The following is a 2718-nucleotide window of genomic DNA, read 5'->3' as shown; positions in this document are numbered from 1 at the left end:
GTTCGCCGACGCCGACCGCGGGTCGGTCCGCGGGGCGCTGGGCCGGTGTCTCGGTGACGGGGACGCGACGACGACGGCGACGCTTTCGGGACGGGACGGTCGGGCCGAAACCGTCACCGTTCGGTTCGTCCGGGTCGACGATGAGGACGGCCGACCGCGGCGAATCTCCGCCACCGCGCGTCCTGACGACACGGTCCCGTGGTCGGCGGCCGCGGCCCCGGAACAGCCCGCCGAGTCGCTGTCCGACGGGTCCGTTCGGCCGTGAGGCGTGGTCCAGTTCGCCGTCAGTCGCCGGCCGCTTTCGCCGCCAGCGACCCGTACTCGACGCCGGTCGCTTCGGCCGACCGCTCCCAGAGCCGTCCGGCGGTCGCCTGATCGTACGAGCGGTCGCTGGAGCGTTGTATCTCGGGCGCACCGCGCATGTTCAGCAGGCCGCCGGGGCCGACGTAGCTCCCGCCGTCGACGCCCGGTTCGGTCGCGGCGTACAGCATCGGCAGCGCGCCCGCGGCCGCCGATTGGCCGACGACGGCGTTGGCGAGTTTCATCGCCCCGAGCGCCAGCCGCGATCCGGACTCCTCGCCGGTCCGAATCTGGAGGTTCGTCGCGGCGTACCCCGGGTGACAACCGACGCTCACGACGTCCTCGATACCGGCCGCGTCGAGGCGGCGCTGAAGCTCGTAGGCGAACAGGAGGTTCGCCAGTTTGCTCTGCCCGTAGGCGTCCCACTTGTCGTACTCCCGCTCGCCGTGGAGGTCCGCAAAGTCCATCTCGCCGCGTTCGTGCATCCCGCTGGATTGGGTGACGACCCGGCTCTCGCCGTCGGCGGCTTCCAGCAACGGCAGGAGGTGGCCCGTCAGCGCGAAGTGGCCGAAGTGGTTGACACCGATCTGTAACTCGAAGCCGTCGGCTGTCTCCTGACGCGGGACGGCCATCACGCCGGCGTTGTTACAGAGGATGTCGATACTGTCGTACTCCTCTCTGACCCCCTCGGCGAACTCCGCGACGACGCTGAGGTCCCCGAGGTCACACTTCCGGACGTGTAGCTCCCCGGCGGGGTCGTGGGCGGCTATCTCGCGTTTGGCCCGCGTCCCGCGCTCGGTGGACCGGCAGGCCATAATCACGTCGGCTCCCTTCTCGGCGAACACCTTCGTCGCCTCGAAGCCGAGACCGCTGTTCGCGCCCGTGACGACGACAGTCGCGTCTTCGAGTCGCGCCATATGGTCCGTCGACCAGTTACTCATACTGTCCCGTTCGGGCCCCACCGACAAGATTCGTCGGGTCGCTCAAGTACGTCGCCGCGAAACTGCCCGGGGATGGCAGTCCCGATAACGGTCTACCGCCGCGAACACTGCTCGCTCTGTGAGGAGGCGCTTGCGACTATCGAGTCGGTCGCCGAGGAGACCGGCGTGGCGGTCGATATCGAGGAAGTCGACGTCGACGCTGACGAGGCTCTCCGCGAGAAGTACGGCGACCACGTGCCGGTCGTCGCCGTCGACGGTGTCGAGCAGTTCCGGATCCGGGTCGACCCGACGGTACTGGTCGGGTTGTTGCGGGAGGCTTAAAGCGCGTCGGCGATGGCCGGGGCGACCGACACCTCGCTGACGGCGCGTTCGACGGTATCGGTGCCGTAGATGGCCTCGACGCCCGCGCCGGCGAGTTTCAGGACGGCGTTGTTCGCCAGCATCGGGTGGACGCAGGTGACGAACACGCGGTCGGCGTCGCGGTCGGTCAGGACGCCGACGGACTCGGACATCGTCGACCCGGTGGCGACGATGTCGTCGACCAGTACCACGTCCCGGCCGGCCACGTCCGCGTCCCGTGGTTCGACGGTGACCTCGGTGCTTGAGTGTCGGGTCTTCTCGAAGGCGTCGACGCCGCCGCGGCCGTAGGCGTCCCGGACGGTCTCTGCGAGGCCCGTCGCGCCGGCGTCCGGGGCGAGAAACAGCGGCTCAGAGAGGTCCTCGGGGAGCGGTTCGGCGAGGCGCCCGGCGGCGTCGACGGCCGTCGCCGGGACGGGAAACTCCTCGACGACCGCCGGTTCGTGGGGGTTGACGGTCACCACGCGGTCGGTGCCGGTGGCGACGGCGCGGGCCACCGCCCGGACGGAGACGGGGTCGCCCGGTTCGAACGCACGGTCCTGTCGGGCGTAGCCCAGATACGGCAGGACGGTGGTTATCTCCGCGACGCCGGCCTCCCGGAGGGCGTCCTGCAACTGGAGCAGTTCGAGGTGGGCGTCGCTGTCGGTTGTCGAGGCGACGACGACGGCCTCGTCGGCGTCGACGTCCGGGACGGAGGCGTGGAGTTCGCCGTCCGGGAACCGGTCGAAGTCGACGCGGGCCAGCGACCGGCCGGTCGACTCGGCCAGCCGAGTCGCGAGTACCTGCGAGTTGGAGCCGCTGACGATCATGTTCGGGGGAAAGCGGCCACGGGGAAAGCCGTTTTCGGTCCGGCCTCAGACCGACAGCGCCACCGCGTCGGGCAGACCCAGCGACCGTGAACGCCAGCCTTCGTGGCCGTCTTTGGCGGCGGCCGGGTCGACCAGTAGCCGCCCGCTCGCGGTGAGGACGGCGACTCCGCCGTCGTCGAGATACGCCGCGTCGACGAGCGGATCGGTCGCCGGGTGGTCGCGTTCGGTCCACTCGCCGTCCGCGCGTTCGTAGAGCCGGTCGTCGGTCCCGGCGTGTGCTCGCTCGCCGTCGCCGGCGACGAACGCGAACG

The 2718-nt window shown here is 70.4% G+C and carries 4 protein-coding genes and 1 pseudogene; 2 read left to right on the top strand and 3 right to left on the bottom strand.

Translation table 11 applies throughout. The annotated features are described in order from the left end of the window. Positions 1-265, top strand: a 265-nt coding sequence (locus GJ629_RS16535) for a hypothetical protein (RefSeq protein ID WP_197428672.1), incomplete at its 5' end; no start/stop codon positions are given. A gap of 19 nt (positions 266-284) precedes the next feature. On the opposite strand, the gene GJ629_RS15350 is transcribed toward GJ629_RS16535, so the two are convergent. Further along, positions 285-1241: an oxidoreductase gene (locus GJ629_RS15350; protein ID WP_157513793.1), complete on the bottom strand. Its 957-nt coding sequence runs from the start codon at positions 1239-1241 to the stop codon at positions 285-287. A gap of 72 nt (positions 1242-1313) precedes the next feature. Between GJ629_RS15350 and GJ629_RS15345 the strand changes: the two genes are divergently transcribed. Continuing rightward, positions 1314-1562: a glutaredoxin family protein gene (locus tag GJ629_RS15345; protein ID WP_157513792.1), complete on the top strand. Its 249-nt coding sequence runs from the start codon at positions 1314-1316 to the stop codon at positions 1560-1562. Here GJ629_RS15345 and GJ629_RS15340 read toward each other — a convergent pair. Continuing rightward, positions 1559-2407, bottom strand: a complete 849-nt coding sequence (locus tag GJ629_RS15340) for a ribose-phosphate diphosphokinase (RefSeq protein ID WP_157513791.1) — start codon at positions 2405-2407, stop codon at positions 1559-1561. The genes GJ629_RS15345 and GJ629_RS15340 overlap by 4 nt on opposite strands. Positions 2408-2452: 45 nt before the next feature. Further along, positions 2453-2718: pseudogene (locus GJ629_RS16530) on the bottom strand (hypothetical protein); the annotation flags it as partial.

The sequence above is a fragment of the Halapricum sp. CBA1109 genome (assembly GCF_009741825.1).
Taxonomy (GTDB): Archaea; Halobacteriota; Halobacteria; order Halobacteriales; family Haloarculaceae; genus Halapricum.
This window is presented reverse-complemented; position numbering and strand designations above follow the sequence as displayed.

Coding starts and splice junctions, on each gene's coding strand:
- GJ629_RS15350 (WP_157513793.1), bottom strand. CDS start 1,241: ATGAGTAACTGGTCGACGGACCATATGGCGCGACTCGAAGACGCGACT.
- GJ629_RS15345 (WP_157513792.1), top strand. CDS start 1,314: ATGGCAGTCCCGATAACGGTCTACCGCCGCGAACACTGCTCGCTCTGT.
- GJ629_RS15340 (WP_157513791.1), bottom strand. CDS start 2,407: ATGATCGTCAGCGGCTCCAACTCGCAGGTACTCGCGACTCGGCTGGCC.